The 14,421-nt window shown below is 69.5% G+C and carries 13 protein-coding genes; 11 read left to right on the top strand and 2 right to left on the bottom strand.

Features of this window, described 5'->3' with window-relative positions; all coding sequences use genetic code 11:
* Positions 1-28: 28 nt before the first annotated feature.
* From MOTC310_RS19425 to mmsB, 4 genes are all read left to right on the top strand, one after another.
* Positions 29-778 (top strand): SDR family oxidoreductase, encoded by a 750-nt coding sequence (locus MOTC310_RS19425; RefSeq protein WP_331290114.1) that lies wholly within the window; start codon positions 29-31, stop codon positions 776-778.
* Between the two features lie 657 nt (positions 779-1,435).
* Positions 1,436-2,494, top strand: a complete 1,059-nt coding sequence (chvE, locus tag MOTC310_RS19420) for a multiple monosaccharide ABC transporter substrate-binding protein (RefSeq protein WP_331302981.1) — start codon at positions 1,436-1,438, stop codon at positions 2,492-2,494.
* 99 nt (positions 2,495-2,593) lie between these two features.
* Positions 2,594-4,129 (top strand): multiple monosaccharide ABC transporter ATP-binding protein, encoded by a 1,536-nt coding sequence (gene mmsA, locus MOTC310_RS19415; protein WP_331302980.1) that lies wholly within the window; start codon positions 2,594-2,596, stop codon positions 4,127-4,129.
* Positions 4,126-5,349, top strand: a complete 1,224-nt coding sequence (gene mmsB / locus MOTC310_RS19410; protein ID WP_419539935.1) for a multiple monosaccharide ABC transporter permease — start codon at positions 4,126-4,128, stop codon at positions 5,347-5,349. Before mmsA ends, mmsB begins: the two co-directional genes overlap by 4 nt.
* Positions 5,350-5,572: 223 nt before the next feature.
* On the opposite strand, the gene MOTC310_RS19405 is transcribed toward mmsB, so the two are convergent.
* Complete coding sequence (locus MOTC310_RS19405; protein ID WP_331302979.1) at positions 5,573-6,544, bottom strand: polyprenyl synthetase family protein; 972 nt, start codon at positions 6,542-6,544, stop codon at positions 5,573-5,575.
* Positions 6,545-6,580: 36 nt separating this feature from the next.
* Between MOTC310_RS19405 and mtgA the strand changes: the two genes are divergently transcribed.
* Together mtgA and MOTC310_RS19395 are read left to right on the top strand one after the other, a co-directional pair.
* Positions 6,581-7,351 carry a monofunctional biosynthetic peptidoglycan transglycosylase gene (mtgA, locus tag MOTC310_RS19400; RefSeq protein WP_419539106.1) on the top strand — a complete coding sequence of 257 codons (771 nt, stop codon included), beginning with the start codon at positions 6,581-6,583 and terminating at the stop codon, positions 7,349-7,351.
* Between the two features lie 62 nt (positions 7,352-7,413).
* Positions 7,414-8,058 (top strand): hypothetical protein, encoded by a 645-nt coding sequence (locus MOTC310_RS19395; RefSeq protein ID WP_331302978.1) that lies wholly within the window; start codon positions 7,414-7,416, stop codon positions 8,056-8,058.
* 30 nt (positions 8,059-8,088) lie between these two features.
* On the opposite strand, the gene MOTC310_RS19390 is transcribed toward MOTC310_RS19395, so the two are convergent.
* Positions 8,089-9,327 (bottom strand): argininosuccinate synthase, encoded by a 1,239-nt coding sequence (locus tag MOTC310_RS19390; RefSeq protein WP_331302977.1) that lies wholly within the window; start codon positions 9,325-9,327, stop codon positions 8,089-8,091.
* Between the two features lie 212 nt (positions 9,328-9,539).
* Here MOTC310_RS19390 and MOTC310_RS19385 point away from each other — a divergent pair, with 212 nt between their 5' ends.
* The 5 genes from MOTC310_RS19385 to MOTC310_RS19365 all read left to right on the top strand — a co-directional run bounded on the left by MOTC310_RS19385 (position 9,540) and on the right by MOTC310_RS19365 (position 14,383).
* Positions 9,540-10,166: a 2-hydroxychromene-2-carboxylate isomerase gene (locus tag MOTC310_RS19385; protein WP_331290120.1), complete on the top strand. Its 627-nt coding sequence runs from the start codon at positions 9,540-9,542 to the stop codon at positions 10,164-10,166.
* Positions 10,167-10,284: 118 nt separating this feature from the next.
* A complete protein-coding gene (locus MOTC310_RS19380; protein WP_331302976.1) occupies positions 10,285-10,983 on the top strand; it encodes a DsbA family protein in 699 nt (232 codons plus the stop codon).
* A gap of 216 nt (positions 10,984-11,199) precedes the next feature.
* Positions 11,200-11,772, top strand: coding sequence for a F0F1 ATP synthase subunit delta (locus tag MOTC310_RS19375; protein WP_331290122.1), 573 nt, complete (start codon positions 11,200-11,202; stop codon positions 11,770-11,772).
* A 54-nt stretch (positions 11,773-11,826) separates the two neighbouring features.
* A complete protein-coding gene (atpA, locus tag MOTC310_RS19370; protein WP_331290123.1) occupies positions 11,827-13,359 on the top strand; it encodes a F0F1 ATP synthase subunit alpha in 1,533 nt (510 codons plus the stop codon).
* A 133-nt stretch (positions 13,360-13,492) separates the two neighbouring features.
* On the top strand, positions 13,493-14,383 hold the full coding sequence (locus MOTC310_RS19365) for a F0F1 ATP synthase subunit gamma (RefSeq protein ID WP_331290124.1): 891 nt from the start codon (positions 13,493-13,495) through the stop codon (positions 14,381-14,383).
* The last annotated feature ends 38 nt before the right edge of the window (positions 14,384-14,421 follow it).

Raw genomic sequence — 14,421 nt, 5'->3', positions numbered from 1 at the left:
GGGGCAATACCGGAACCGGGAGGAACGCATGTCGGGGCTTGAGCGGATCGCGATCGTGACCGGGGCCGGGACGGGTGTCGGCAAGGCCGCCGCCCTCGCGCTCGCGGATGCCGGATGGCGCGTCGTCCTCTCCGGGCGGCGCCAGGCCCCCCTCGACGAGGTCGCCGCGCGGATCGGACACGGGGCCCTGGCGGTCCCCACAGACGTGACCGATCCCGACTCGATCGCCGCCCTGTTCGCGCGCACGAAGGCGGAGTTCGGCCGGCTCGACCTCCTGTTCAACAATGCCGGGATCGGCGCCCCGGCGGTTCCCCTGGAGGACCTGCCCCTCGAGACGTGGCGGCAGGTGGTCGACACCAACCTCACGGCGCTGTTCCTGTGCACGCAGCACGCCTTCAGGATCATGCGCGACCAGGATCCCCGGGGCGGCCGGATCATCAACAACGGCTCGATCTCGGCCCACGCGCCCCGCCCGAACTCCATCGCCTACACGGCGACCAAGCACGCCGTGACCGGGCTGACCAAGGCGACCTCCCTCGACGGGCGGGCCTACGACATCGCCTGCGGCCAGATCGATATCGGCAACGCCGACACGCCCATGGGCGGCAAGATGAAGGCCGGCGTCCCGCAGGCGGACGGCTCCCTGCGGGCCGAGGCGGTGATGGATCCGGACCATGTCGGTCAGGCCGTGCTCTCCATGGCGAGCCTGCCGCTGGAGGCCAACGTGCAGTTCATGACGATCATGGCCACCAAGATGCCGTTCGTCGGCCGCGGCTGACCCGCCGCGGATTTCGGGCGCTGCCGAACCGCGCCGCGGCGTCACGGCGCCGCGACCGCCGGTCGACGCGGCGCTGACGCAGGCCCGCGAGTCGGAGGCCCGACCCCGCCGGCCGTGATCCGGCCGAACAGATCGGGCCTGGCCGCCGCGGTCTGGCGGCCGCGCGCCGTCAGCCCCTGCCCGGCCCTGTGGGCGCAGTGCGCCCCTCAGTGAGTCGGGCAGGTGCTGGGCCCGGCCCTGCGCCTTCCCGCACGCGCCTGCGTGGAGCGGACAGGTCGCTCCTGCCCGAGCCTCAGGCCGCTTCGCCGTCCGTCCGCGCCAGCCGCCGTCCCCCGCACTGCCCGAGCCGATTGACGGCCCGGTACATAACTCATACAAATCGGACGCCGAAGCCGCACGGGACGGTTACCGGGACCGCGGCGGAGCAATCTGAAGGTCTGCGTACGGCTCCGAACGGCCGGGCCAGACCAGTGCGCTTCATCGTTGCCCGCAGTAATCGGCCGGCGTTCGAGTAGATGTGGCCGCGTAGAAAATACAGTCGAAAACCTAGATCTATAATAAAACTATGTAATTACATAACAACAGAAATGCACCGCGGATCTGCTTCGTCTGATGTCGAAGTCGGCCGTGAAAGGGGGGCTTATGATCGCCAGGCAGATGGTTCTCCAATGCATCCTGGGCCTGTCGCTCCTGGGGGCGACCGCCGTGACATCGGCGCAGGCGGCCAGCCGTGACAGGATCGGCGTCGCCATGCCGACGAAGTCGTCGCAGCGCTGGATCGACGACGGCAACAACATCGTGCGGCTGCTCGAGGCCAAGGGCTACGCGCCGGATCTGCAATACGCCGACGACGATATCCCGACGCAGCTCGCCCAGATCGAGAACATGCTCACCAAGGATGTGAAAATCTTGGTGATCGCCTCGATCGACGGCACGACCCTCGGCGACGTGCTGTCGAAAGCGAGCGAGCGCGGTGTCAAAATCATCGCCTACGACCGGCTCATCAGGGGGACGCCGAACGTCGACTACTACGCCACCTTCGACAATTACAAGGTCGGCGTCCAGCAGGCGACATCCATCGTCGACGCCCTCGGCCTGAAGGACGGAAAGGGGCCCTTCACCATCGAGCTGTTCGGCGGCTCGCCCGACGACAATAACGCATACTTTTTCTACGACGGCGCCCTGTCGGTTCTGAAGCCCTACATCGACGCGAAGAAGCTCGTGGTGCGGTCGGGCCAGCTCGGTATGGACAAGGTGTCCACGCTGCGCTGGGACGCGGCCACCGCCCAGGCCCGGATGGATAACCTCCTCTCGGCCTATTACGGCAACGCCCATCTCGACGCCGTGCTCTCCCCCTACGACGGCATCTCCACGGCGATTCTCTCGTCGGTGAAGAGCGTCGGCTACGGCTCGGGCGACGTGAAGCTGCCGGTAATCAGCGGCCAGGACGCCGAGCTGCAATCGGTCAAGTCGATCATCGCGGGCGAGCAGACGGCGACCATCTTCAAGGACACCCGGGATCTGGCCAAGGTGACGGTGGCGATGATCGACGCCATCGAGGCCGGCCGGCAGCCCGAGGTCAACGATGTGAAGACCTACGACAACGACAAGAGGATCGTCCCCTCCTACCTGCTCACACCGGTGATCGTCACCAAGGCCAACTGGAAGCCGGCCCTGGTCGATACGGGCTACTACACGCTCGACCAGCTCAAGTGACCGAAGTCGGGGCGAGCCCGGCGGCCCGGCCCGATCGCATCCCCGCGCCGCGATGGCCCGTGCGGGGCCGAACGTGAAATCTGAGCTGATAGGCGCCGCATGCAGCCCGTTCTCGAGATGCGAGGAATCTCCAAGACCTTCCCCGGCGTGAAGGCCCTCGACGACGTCAACCTGACCGTCGAGCCCGCCGAGATCCTCGCCCTGGTGGGCGAGAACGGTGCCGGGAAGTCGACGCTGATGAAGGTCCTGAGCGGCGTGTATCCCCATGGGTCCTACACGGGCGACATCACCTACGAGGGCCAACCGGGTCGTTTCCGGGACATCACGGACAGCGAGCGCCTCGGCATCGTGATCATCCACCAGGAACTGGCCCTCGTGCCGTACCTGTCGATCGCCGAGAACATCTTCCTCGGCAACGAGCCGGCCCGGTTCGGGATCATCGATGAGGACCGTGTCCACGCCCGCGCCCGCGCGCTGATGGCGATGGTGGGGCTCGACGAGAACCCCGACACCCTCGTCACCCATCTCGGCGTCGGCAAGCAGCAGCTCGTGGAGATCGTCAAGGCGCTCTCCAAGGAGGTCAAGCTGCTGATCCTCGACGAGCCGACCGCGTCGTTGAGCGAGACGGACAGCGAGGCCCTGCTGCAGCTCCTGCTGCGCTTCAAGGCGAGGGGCATCGCGTCGATCCTGATCTCCCACAAGCTCAACGAGATCGCCAAGGTCGCCGACCGGATCACGGTGCTGCGCGACGGCACCACGATCGAGACGCTCGACTGCCGCGGCGGCGGGATCGACGAGGACCGCATCATCCGGGCGATGGTCGGCCGCACGCTGGCGAATCGCTACCCCGTCCGCGCACCGCGGATCGGCGACGTGCTGATGGAGGTGCGCGACTGGACGGTTCACCACCCCGTCCATGCCGACCGCGCGGTGGTGCGGGAGGTCGGCCTGAGCCTGCGCCGGGGCGAAATCGTCGGGATCGCCGGCCTGATGGGCTCGGGCCGGACGGAGTTCGCCATGAGCCTCTTCGGCCGGTCCTACGGCCAGCGCATAAGCGGCACCGTCCGGATTGACGGCGCCGCAGTCGACGTCTCGACTATCGACCGGGCGATCGCGGCGGGCCTCGCCTACGTCACCGAGGACCGCAAGCAGCTCGGGCTCGTGCTGGGCGAGGACATCGCCCGGAACACGACCCTGGCGAACCTGCCCGGGATCTCCACCGCCGCGGTGATCGACGCGGTGGCCGAGCACCGAGTCGCCGCCGGCTACCGCACCAAGATGCGCATCCGCTCCTTCGGGGTGACGCAGCAGACCGTGAACCTGTCGGGCGGCAACCAGCAGAAGGTCGTGCTGAGCAAGTGGCTGTTCACGCAGCCCAAGGTGCTGATCCTCGACGAGCCGACTCGCGGCATCGATGTCGGCGCCAAGTACGAGATCTACAGCATCATCAACGAACTGGCCGAGGACGGGCGCGGCGTCCTGATGATCTCGTCGGAGATGCCGGAGCTGCTCGGCCTCTGCGACCGCATCTACGTGATGAACGAGGGGCGCTTCGTGGGCGAGTTCGACCGCGCCGAGGCCAGCCAGGAAGCGATCATGCGCGCGATCATGCGCTCCAAGGGCCTGAACGGATGACCGACGTCACAGTGAGCAAGTCCATGAGCCCCGGCAGCGACGTCGTCCCGAGGGCCGCGCGCGGGGCCGGGGCCCGGCGCGGCCGCCTGCCGATGGCGCAGCTGCGCGCCTACGGGCTCATCGTCGCGCTGGCGGTCATCACGCTGTTCTTCGAGGTCGCGACGGGCGGCGTCCTGTTCCAGCCGCTGAACCTGACCAACCTGATCCTCCAGAACAGCTACGTGGTCGTGATGGCGCTCGGGATGCTGCTGGTCATCGTGGCCGGGCATATCGACCTGTCGATCGGCTCGGTGGTCGGATTCGTGGGGGCGCTCGCCGCCCTGCTGATGGTGCGCTTCCACGTCGACCCGTTCTCGGCCGCCCTCCTGTGTCTCGCGGTGGGCGCTGTCATCGGCGGTCTGCAGGGCTACTTCGTGGCCTATCTCGCCATACCGAGCTTCATCGTCACCCTGGCCGGCATGATGGTGTTCCGCGGCCTGACGCAGGTGCTGCTCCAGGGCACCTCCATCGGACCGTTTCCGGAGGTGTTCCAGCTCCTCGCCAAGGGCTTCATGGTCAACGTCGCCGGACCCTGGACCTCCGTCCTGTTCGCCCTCGCCCTGGTCGCGACGCTGATCGGGCTGAGCTGGCGACGGCGGCAGGCGCGGCTGCGGAACGGGAGCCCGGCCGATTCGACGGCGGCGTTCATCGGACGCAACGGCGTGACCGCCATCCTGATCCTGGCCTTCGCCTGGCAGATGAGCGCCTACCGGGGGCTGCCCAACGTCCTGCTCGTGCTGCTGGCGCTGGTTGCGCTCTACGGCTTCGTCACCGCGCGGACCACGATCGGGCGCCGGATCTACGCGCTGGGCGGGAACATCAAGGCCGCGCGCCTCTCGGGCATCAAGACCGAGCGGCTCGCCTTCCTGACCTTCGCCAACATGGGCGCGCTCGCGGGCCTCGCCGGCATGATCTTCGTCGCCCGCCTCAACACCGCGAACTCGAAGGCGGGCGTCGGGCTTGAGCTCGACGTGATCGCCGCCTGCTTCATCGGCGGCGCCTCGGCGGCCGGCGGGATCGGCAGAGTGTCGGGCGTCGTGATCGGCGCCTTCATCATCGGCATCATGAACAACGGCATGTCGATCCTGGGGATCGGCGTCGACTGGCAGCAGGTGATCAAGGGCGTCGTCCTGCTCGCCGCCGTGTGCCTCGACGTCCACAACAAGAACAACCGGCTCTGAAGGGCGCCGCGCGCTCCGGGACGCCGCGCCGCGTCCGATTCGGACGGCCTCGTTCGGGACCACGCGGGCCCGTCTCAACGGGCGCAGCGCAGCGTTCCGGTGCGCCGCGACCGTCCGTACGGTGCGACCCTCCTCCGTGTCACGCCACGGACGATGAACGGGCCGCCGGGCCGGGACCGGCCGGCCGTCTCAAGCGACAGGCGGACTTCCCCGGCCGGCGCGATCAGGTCTTGCGGGCGACGGTGAAGCGGGCGGCGTCGCGCAGGACGCGGGCGCCCTCCCCCCAGGACGAGACCGCGTCCTCGCAGACGCCGACGAGGCGGTCGCACTCGGCGCGGGCGCCGTCGATGCCGAGACGGTCGACGAGCGTCGCCTTGCCGGCGTCCTTGTCCTTGCCGGTGGCCTTGCCCATGGCCTCCGGCGAGGCCTCCCGGTCGAGGATGTCGTCGGCGATCTGGAAGGCCTGGCCCAGGGCGAGGCCGTAGCGCAGCAGGGCAGCGCGCTGGCTCGCGTCGGCGCCGCCCACGATCGCGCCGGCCTCCACCGAGAAGGCCAGGATCGCCCCGGTCTTCATCGCCTGCATCCGCAGGGTGTCGTCCACGTCCATGTTGGCCGCGCCGAAGCGACCCTCGGCGGTGAGGTCGAGGAGCTGGCCGCCGACCATGCCGCCCAGACCCGAGGCGCGGGCGAGGCCGAGCACGAGATCGGCGCGGATGCGCGCATCGGGTTGCCAGGTCGGGTCGGCGACGATCTCGAAGGCCAGCGTCTGCAGCGCGTCGCCGACCAGGATGGCGGTGGCCTCGTCGTAGGCCTTGTGGACCGTGGGCTTGCCGCGGCGCATGTCGTCGTCGTCCATGGCCGGCAGGTCGTCGTGGACGAGGCTGTAGCAGTGGACCAGCTCGACGCCGGCACCGGCCGCCAGCGCGGCGGCGTCCGAGCCGCCGAGCATCCGCGCGGTCTCGATCGCCAGGAACGGCCGGAGGCGCTTGCCGCCGCCGAGCACCGCGTGGCGCATCGCTTCCATCAGGCGCGGCGGGCGGACGATCTCACCGGGCCCGACCGCGGGGCCGAGGCGCTCGACTAGGAAGGTCTCGACCGTGCCGGCGACCTCCGTCAACCTGTGGGTAAAATCGGCGGCCGGCGTGACTGCCTTGACCGAACCGGTCGGTGCCTGCGTTGAGGGGGTCGGGGTCATCGGGCGCTACGTCCGGTCCTGGCCTTGCGAAAACCAATCGGGTGTCAGTTGGGCGGGGACGGACTCACGGTGGATGGGGCTCGACGCAGGCGGGAGACGGCAGGTCGCGACCTCCCGCTCGCGCGCCCGCGCCGTTCCCGCCGCGTCCGCCAGGTCGTGGGAGCGCTGCTGCTGCTCCCCGCCGTCGGGTTCGTCCTCGCGCTGACGTTGGCGCTCGTCTATAGCGCGGTGATGCCGCCGTCGACCCTGATGCTCGGGCGGTGGTTGACACTTCAGCCGGTGAGCCGCGATCCGGTCCCGCTCTCCGCCATCGCGCCGGCCCTGCCCCAGGCCGTGATCGCCTCGGAGGATCAGCGCTTCTGCCTGGATCACGGCGTCGATTTCGGCGCGATCCGCGACGTGGTCGAGGACGAGGATTCGCCGAGCCGCGGCGCCTCCACGATCGCCATGCAGACGGTCAAGAACGTCTTCCTGTGGCCCGGGCGGTCCTACATCCGCAAGGCCGTCGAGATTCCCCTGGCGCTGGCGCTCGACACGCTGTGGGGCAAGCGCCGGATGATGGAGATCTACCTCAACGTCGCCGAGTGGGGGGACGGGATCTACGGCGCGCAGGCCGCCAGCCGGCACTGGTTCGGGAAGGACGCGAGCCGGCTGACCCGCAACGAGGCCGCTCTCCTCGCCGCCGTCCTGCCGAACCCGATCACCCGGAGCGCCGGTCGGCCGTCTCCGGGCGTGCGCCGCCGGGCCGCGCGGATCCAGGCCATGATGGGGCAGATCGACGGGCTCACGGGCTGCCTGCGGCGGTAGCAGGGGGCGGTCCGCCTCTGTAAGACGGGCCTTCCAAGCGTGAGACCCGGGACCGACCCACGATGAGCGATGCCGTTTACGACCTGAGCCTGGAGCGCATCGCCCTGATCCGCCGGATGGTCGTCGCCTGGGGCGGTGCCGATCCGGGCGCGCCGACCATCCACCCGGCGGCGCCCTACGGCAGCCTGGACCGCGACGGCGACATCGCGAACGTCACCGGCGACGACGAGGGCGCCGAGGAGGAGCACCGGGCGCTGGAGGACGGCCTCGCGGTCTTCGTCCAGAACGCGCAGCTGAAGCCCGGCCGGTACCAGTACCACAACGGTCTGGCGAAGCTCGACCCGGGCGCCGTCGGCGACGTCTTCCGGGACGCGGTCACCGGCGAGACGCCGGACGTGATCACCTTCGCGGTGACGCCCGAGCACCTCGCCCTGATCCCGCGACTCGAGATCGCGTGGAATGCCGAGCAGGGGGTGCCGCACGTCGATCCGGAGCGGCCCTACGGCGCGGACGGCACCTACACCGCGGCGATGAAGCGGCATCTCGCCGCCGTCCCCGGCGCGGCCGCGAACGACGACGAGGATTCGGAGACGCGGCTCGTGCGCCTCCATCGCGAATTGCAGCCGGCCCTGCAGATCTTCCTGCGCTACGCCGATCTCGGACCCGGCGACTTCCGTCGGGCGCCCGCCGGCTGGGAGCCCGCCTGACGCCGCGCGGCGCCGGCGGGCCCGAGCGGCTCAGCCCTCCCGCTTCTTGCGCTGCGCCAGGGTGCGCAGCCGCAGGGCGTTGAGCCTGATGAAGCCCGCCGCGTCGCGGTGATCGTAGGCCACGGCGCCTTCCTCGAAGGTGACGAGGTCCTGGTCGTAGAGCGAGTGCGGGCTTTCGCGGCCGATCACGTGGACGCCGCCCTTGTAGAGCTTCAGCCGCACCGTGCCGGTGACCTTCTCCTGGCTCTTGTCGATCAGGGCCTGGATCATCTCGCGCTCCGGCGAGAACCAGAAGCCGTTGTAGATCAGCTCCGCGTATTGCGGCATGAGCTGGTCCTTCAGGTGCGCGGCGCCGCGATCCAGCGTGATCGATTCGATGGCGCGGTGCGCCGGGAGCAGGATCGTGCCGCCGGGCGTCTCGTACATGCCGCGGCTCTTCATGCCGACGAAGCGGTTCTCCACCAGGTCCAGCCGGCCGATGCCGTTGGCGCGCCCGAGCTCGTTGAGCTTGGCCAGGAGGCTCGCGGGCGACAGGGCCTCGCCGTCGATCGAGACGGCGTCGCCGCGCTCGAACCCGATCGTGATGATCGTCGGCTGGTCGGGCGCCTCCTCGGGGGAGAGCGTGCGCGAGTAGACGTAGTCCGGCACCTCGACGGCCGGGTCCTCCAGAACCTTGCCCTCCGAGGAGGCGTGCAGGAGGTTGGCGTCCACCGAGAACGGGCTCTCGCCGCGCTTGTCCTTGGCGATCGGGATCTGGTGCTGCTCGGCGAAGGCGATGAGCTGCTCGCGCGAGCGCAGGTCCCACTCGCGCCAGGGCGCGATCACCGTGACGTCGGGCTTCAGCGCGTAGTAGCCGAGTTCGAACCGGACCTGGTCGTTCCCCTTGCCGGTCGCGCCGTGGCAGACCGCGTCGGCGCCGACACGCTCGGCGATCTCGATCTGCTTCTTGGCGATCAGCGGCCGGGCGATCGAGGTGCCGAGGAGGTAGACGCCCTCGTAGACGGCGTTCGCCCGGAACATCGGGAAGACGTAGTCGCGGACGAATTCCTCGCGCAGGTCCTCGATGTAGATGTTCTCGGGCTTGATGCCGAGGAGCTCCGCCTTCCGGCGGGCCGGCTCCAGCTCCTCCCCCTGCCCGAGATCGGCCGTGAAGGTCACGACCTCGCAGCCGTAGGTGGTCTGCAGCCACTTCAGGATGATCGATGTGTCGAGGCCGCCGGAATAGGCCAGCACGACCTTCTTCACAGGGCTCTTCGGGGTGACGGACATGCGGCTTCCGGAACTGGGCGAGGGATCTGGCTCGGCGTTTGCGGCTTATCGCGGGTGTCACCGGCCTGCAACCGGGGTGCGGTCTCGCGCGTAGCCCAGATGTTGGAGGATCGGCCCGGTTTCGCCTCACGGCGGCCTTGCGGCTGTGTCAGAAACGGCGCGGGCGTTGCCAGTCGTCATCGCCGCGAGAGTGCATCGGAGAAGCGAAGTCTATGGCGCGCCAGCCAATTCTGGAGTTCTGGTACGAATTCGCCTCCACCTACTCCTACCTCGCGGCCATGCGCGTCGAGGCCGCCGCCGCCGAGGCGGACGTGGCGATCCGGTGGCGCCCGTTCCTCGTCGGTCCGCTCTTCGCCGCCCAGGGCTGGACGACCTCGCCGTTCAACCTCTACGCGGCCAAGGGCAAGAACATGTGGCGCGACGTCGAGCGCGAGGCCGCCCGCCTCGGCCTGCCGCCCCTGACGCGCCCGGCCCAGTTCCCGCAGAACAGCCTGAGCGCCGTCCGGGTCGCCGTCTTCGGTCAGGACCAGGACTGGCTGGTGCCCTTCTCGAAGGCGGTGTTCACCGCGAGCTTCGCCGAGGGGCGCTCCATCGCGGAGCCGGCGGCGGTGGCCGAGATCCTCGATACGCTCGGGCTCGACGGCACGCAGACCGTGCGGGCGGCGGCGGCCGAGACCAACAAGACCAAGCTCCGGGTCAGCGTCGAGGAGGCGCGCTCCCGCGGTATCTACGGGGCGCCGACCTTCCTGGCCGATGACGGCGAGCTGTTCTGGGGCAATGACCGGCTGGAGCAGGCCCTGGCCTGGGCGACCGGCGACCGGCCGAAGGGGCTGCGCTAGCCCCGCGGTAGGGTCCCGTTCACGCGGCTCGGCCATCAAACCGACTCGACCTCATGGTTCCGGTCCGGCTCCGCTTCGGCAAGGCCGGAGCGGGACAGCGATGCCCCGGACGAGTCCCATGCCTGTTTCGAAGCCTGTCTCGCGACGCCTCCTCCTCGCCGCCGCCGCCAGCCTCGGCGCCGGCCTGACCGGCGCCTCCGCGCAATCCTACGGCCAGCGGGTCGCGGTGACGGGCGACGACGGGCGGGCGGTGGCGAACTCGGTCCTGCCGGGCGAGATCACCGGGCAGATCCCGGGCCTGCGCGGCGTGACCTATGTCGGGCCCCGGGATGCCGGCACCACGCTCTACGAGTTCTTCGACTTCAACTGCCCCTACTGCCGGAAGGCGGCCGCCGACGTGGTCGCCCTGCACGACAGCGACCCGGAGCTGCGGATCGGGCTTGTCCACAACCCGATCCTGTCGCCGCAATCGGCGCAGGCCGCGAAGGTGATGCTGGCGGTGCAGCGCAGGCTCGGCTCGGACGCCGCGTGGCGCTTCTACCAGACGCTGCTCGGGAAGCCCGGCCGCATCGACGGGCCCGGTGCGCTCACGGCCGCGGCCGCGTTCGGGATCCCGCAGGCGGAGGTGGAGGAGATCGCCGACAGCGAGGAGGTGCGCGCGGCGCTGAAGAGCCAGATGCGGATGGCCGCGGATCTCGGCCTCTACGCGACGCCGTCCTACGTGCTCGGCAACAGCGGGATCCTCGGCCATCCCGGCGCCGGCGCCATGGCGAAGATGATCGCGAGCGTCCGGCGCTGCGACCGGCTCGCCTGCTGAAGCGGGACCCGCGTCACACTTCCGCCGTCCTCACGCGCAGCGAGGCGCGCCTGCCGTGTTGCGCGCGGCCATGCTGGCATGCTAGGCGGTCGCCGCGCCGCGAGGACAGTTCTCGACCTGTCCGTTGCCGGCGCGATCCCACGTCCCGAACGGTCTCGCACCGCGCTCCAGCCGGAGCGCGCGGAGCGGGCGGGCAACCAGAGAAGAGAGCGACGGGTGGCGCAGAACGGTTCCGAGGCTGGTCCCCTGGTCGCAGGCGTGGCGGGCCGGTACGCTTCCGCCCTGTTCGAGCTCGCGCGCGACGAGCGCCAGGTCGACGCGGTCGCCGAGTCCCTCAATCAATTCGACACGCTGCTGAAGGAGAGCGCGGATCTCCGCCGCCTCGTCCGCAGCCCGGTCTTCAGCGCCGAGGAGCAGGCGGCCGCGATCGGCGCCGTGCTCGACAAGGCCGGGATCGGCGGCCTCGCCGGAAACTTCATCCGCCTCGCGGCCTCGAACCGCCGGCTCTTCGCCCTGCCCGACATGATCGACGCGTTCCGGGCCCTGGTCCAGGACTCGAAGGGCATCGTCCGCGCGCAGGTCCGGGTGGCCGAGAAGCCCTCCGACGGGGTGATCGAGGAGATCAAGGCGTCGCTGCGCGACATCGCCAAGGCCGACGTCGACGTCGACTTGGTCATCGATCCGAGCCTGATCGGCGGCCTCGTCGTGAAGATGGGCTCGCGCATGGTCGACGCCTCCCTCAAGACCAAGCTCAACGGTATCCGCCTCGCGATGCGGGCCGCGCGGTAAGCGCCCCCATCCGACCCGAACACGCATAGACGCATCAGCGACAGAGGCCCGAGTATGGACATCCGCGCCGCCGAGATCTCCGCGATCCTGAAAGAGCAGATCAAGAACTTCGGCGAGGAGGCCGAGGTCTCCGAGGTCGGGCAGGTCCTGTCCGTCGGTGACGGCATCGCCCGCGCCTACGGCCTCGACAACGTCCAGGCCGGCGAGATGGTCGAGTTCGAGTCGGGCGTGCGCGGCATGGCCCTGAACCTCGAGCAGGACAACGTCGGCATCGTGATCTTCGGCTCCGACCGCGAGATCAAGGAAGGCCAGACCGTCAAGCGGACCGGCGCCATCGTGGACGTGCCGGTCGGCAAGGGCCTGCTCGGCCGCGTCGTCGACGCCCTCGGCAACCCGATCGACGGCAAGGGCCCGATCGTCTCCACCGAGCGTCGCCGCGTCGACGTGAAGGCTCCGGGCATCATCCCGCGCAAGTCGGTGCACGAGCCGATGGCGACGGGCCTCAAGGCGATCGACGCGCTGATCCCGGTGGGCCGCGGCCAGCGCGAGCTGATCATCGGCGACCGCCAGACCGGCAAGACCGCCATCGCCCTCGACACGATCCTGAACCAGAAGCCCGGTCACGCCGCCGGCGGCGACGAGAAGGCCAAGCTCTTCTGCATCTACGTCGCCATCGGCCAGAAGCGCTCGACGGTGGCCCAGTTCGTGAAGGTCCTGGAGGACCAGGGCGCGCTGGAGTACTCGATCGTCATCGCCGCCACGGCGTCCGACGCGGCCCCGATGCAGTTCATCGCGCCGTTCGCCGGCTGCGCCATGGGCGAGTACTTCCGCGACAACGGCATGCACGCCGTGATCGTGTACGACGATCTGTCCAAGCAGGCCGTGGCCTACCGCCAGATGTCGCTGCTGCTGCGCCGCCCGCCGGGCCGCGAGGCGTATCCGGGCGACGTGTTCTACCTCCACAGCCGCCTGCTCGAGCGCGCCGCCAAGATGGGCGACGCCGCCGGCAACGGCTCGCTGACCGCGCTGCCGGTCATCGAGACCCAGGCCAACGACGTGTCGGCCTACATCCCGACCAACGTGATCTCGATCACCGACGGCCAGATCTTCCTCGAGACCGACCTGTTCTACCAGGGCATCCGCCCGGCGGTGAACGTCGGCCTCTCGGTGTCGCGGGTGGGCTCCTCGGCCCAGACCAAGGCGATGAAGAAGGTCGCCGGCAAGATCAAGGGCGAGCTCGCGCAGTACCGCGAGATGGCCGCCTTCGCGCAGTTCGGCTCGGATCTCGACGCCTCCACCCAGGCGCTCCTGAACCGCGGCTCGCGGCTGACCGAGCTCCTGAAGCAGCCGCAATTCTCGCCGCTGAAGATGGAAGAGCAGGTCGCGGTGATCTACGCCGGCGTGAACGGCTACCTGGACAAGATGCCGGTCAGCAAGGTCCGTCCCTTCGAGGACGCGCTGCTCTCGACCCTGCGCACCAAGCACAAGGACCTGCTCGACTCGATCGCCGCCTCCAAGGACCTGTCGGACGAGAACGCCGGCAAGCTGAAGAGCGTGGTCGAGAGCGTCGCCAAGTCGATCGGCTGATGTGAGGCCCCTCCCCGCGGGGAGGGATCTTGGGTGGTGCGGGAGGACCCGGTCCTCGCCGCACCGCCCGAACTTCCGGCTCCTTCCCGCCGAGGGAAGGAGAGGCCCATAGAACGGACCTGGACCTCACCCGATGGCGAGTTTGAAGGACCTGCGCAACCGCATCACCTCGGTGAAGGCGACGCAGAAGATCACCAAGGCCATGCAGATGGTCGCCGCCGCCAAGCTGCGCCGGGCGCAGATGGCCGCCGAGGCTGGCCGTCCCTACGCCGAGAAGATGTCGGCGGTGCTCGGCAACCTCGCGGGCAACCTCGTCGGCGGCGTCGGCGCGCCGCGGCTCCTGTCCGGGACCGGCTCCGAGCAGACGCACCTGCTCGTCGTGTGCACCGGCGACCGCGGCCTGGCCGGCGCGTTCAACTCGTCCATCGTCCGCCTCGCGGTGCGCGAGCACGCCCAGAAGCTCGCCGCCGAGGGCAAGACCGTCAAGATCATGACGGTCGGCAAGAAGGGCCTCGACGCGCTGCGGCGGCAGTACCGCGACCAGATCGTCGAGAGCATGGACATCCGCGGCAACCGCCCGGTGGATTACGACTTCGCGGCCTCGATCGCCGACAAGATCCTGACCCGCTTCGAGAACGGCGAGTTCGACGTCGCGACCCTGTTCTACTCCGAGTTCCGCTCGGTTATCTCGCAGATCCCGACCGCGCAGCGCCTGATCCCGGCCGAGCTGCCGGCGGTCGACACGACCGCGAAGGCGGCGGCCGGCAACGCCGCCCTGGAATTCGAGCCGTCCGAGGAGGCGATCCTCGAGACGCTGCTGCCGAAGAACCTGACGGTGCAGATCTACCGGGCGCTCCTGGAGAACGCCGCCTCCGAGCAGGGCGCGCGCATGAGCGCCATGGACTCGGCGACCCGCAACGCGGGCGAGATGATCAAGAAGCAGACGCTGATCTACAACCGGACGCGTCAGGCCATGATCACCAAGGAACTCATCGAGATCATCTCGGGTGCGGAAGCCCTCTGAGGCACCGCGACCCGACCGCACAGCTTGAAGGGTAGGTT

The organism is Methylobacterium oryzae, assembly GCF_036441375.1.
GTDB classification, from domain to species: domain Bacteria; phylum Pseudomonadota; class Alphaproteobacteria; order Rhizobiales; family Beijerinckiaceae; genus Methylobacterium; species Methylobacterium oryzae_A.
The sequence above is the reverse complement of the archived record's forward strand: the minus strand, read 5'-3'. Positions and strand labels throughout refer to the sequence as shown.

Coding starts and splice junctions, on each gene's coding strand:
- atpA (WP_331290123.1), top strand. CDS start 11,827: ATGGACATCCGCGCCGCCGAGATCTCCGCGATCCTGAAAGAGCAGATC.
- MOTC310_RS19380 (WP_331302976.1), top strand. CDS start 10,285: ATGCCTGTTTCGAAGCCTGTCTCGCGACGCCTCCTCCTCGCCGCCGCC.
- MOTC310_RS19395 (WP_331302978.1), top strand. CDS start 7,414: ATGAGCGATGCCGTTTACGACCTGAGCCTGGAGCGCATCGCCCTGATC.
- chvE (WP_331302981.1), top strand. CDS start 1,436: ATGGTTCTCCAATGCATCCTGGGCCTGTCGCTCCTGGGGGCGACCGCC.
- MOTC310_RS19365 (WP_331290124.1), top strand. CDS start 13,493: ATGGCGAGTTTGAAGGACCTGCGCAACCGCATCACCTCGGTGAAGGCG.
- MOTC310_RS19385 (WP_331290120.1), top strand. CDS start 9,540: ATGGCGCGCCAGCCAATTCTGGAGTTCTGGTACGAATTCGCCTCCACC.
- mmsB (WP_419539935.1), top strand. CDS start 4,126: ATGACCGACGTCACAGTGAGCAAGTCCATGAGCCCCGGCAGCGACGTC.
- mmsA (WP_331302980.1), top strand. CDS start 2,594: ATGCAGCCCGTTCTCGAGATGCGAGGAATCTCCAAGACCTTCCCCGGC.
- MOTC310_RS19425 (WP_331290114.1), top strand. CDS start 29: ATGTCGGGGCTTGAGCGGATCGCGATCGTGACCGGGGCCGGGACGGGT.
- MOTC310_RS19390 (WP_331302977.1), bottom strand. CDS start 9,327: ATGTCCGTCACCCCGAAGAGCCCTGTGAAGAAGGTCGTGCTGGCCTAT.
- MOTC310_RS19405 (WP_331302979.1), bottom strand. CDS start 6,544: ATGACCCCGACCCCCTCAACGCAGGCACCGACCGGTTCGGTCAAGGCA.